The sequence below is a fragment of the Dankookia rubra genome, assembly GCF_004355005.1.
Taxonomy (GTDB): domain Bacteria; phylum Pseudomonadota; class Alphaproteobacteria; order Acetobacterales; family Acetobacteraceae; genus Paracraurococcus; species Paracraurococcus ruber_A.
On the sequence record NZ_SMSJ01000355.1, the window covers coordinates 1 to 478 of the forward strand.

Annotated in this window: 1 protein-coding gene; it reads right to left on the reverse strand. The window is 63.2% G+C overall.

Annotated features, from left to right (window positions below; genetic code table 11):
- Positions 1–115: 115 nt before the first annotated feature.
- Positions 116–478, reverse strand: a 363-nt coding sequence (locus E2C06_RS36960; protein ID WP_165982931.1) for an integrase core domain-containing protein, incomplete at its 5' end; no start/stop codon positions are given.

Here is a 478-nt window from a genome sequence, read left to right on the forward strand (position 1 = left end):
GGATGCGGCATCCTGGCAGGAGGTGAAGGTCCTTCATCCCGCATGTTACTACTGGGCCAGCCAAGCCGCAGCGCACTTGGCAGCATCAACCACGCTTCCTGCGGAAGAGCCGCCTTCACGGACAGTGTTGCGCGGCCGAAGCAGCCGCATGGAACGCCGCCACCTTCTGCTCTGGTGTGAGATAGCCCAGGGCCGAATGCAAGCGACGTCGATTGTACCAGCCCTCCAGGAACTGGAATACGTCAGCCCTGGCGTCATCGCGCGTCAGGTAGTCGCATTGCTCAACGAGCTCGCCCTTCAGCGTGGCGTAGAAGCTCTCCATCGGCGCATTGTCCCAGCAATCACCCTTGCGGCTCATGGAGCAGACGATGCCATGCTGCCGCAACCGCTTGCGATACTCATGGGCCGCAAATTGCACCCCGCGGTCCGAGTGATGGGTGAGGCCCGGCGCGGGACGCTGACGCGCGATGGCCATGTC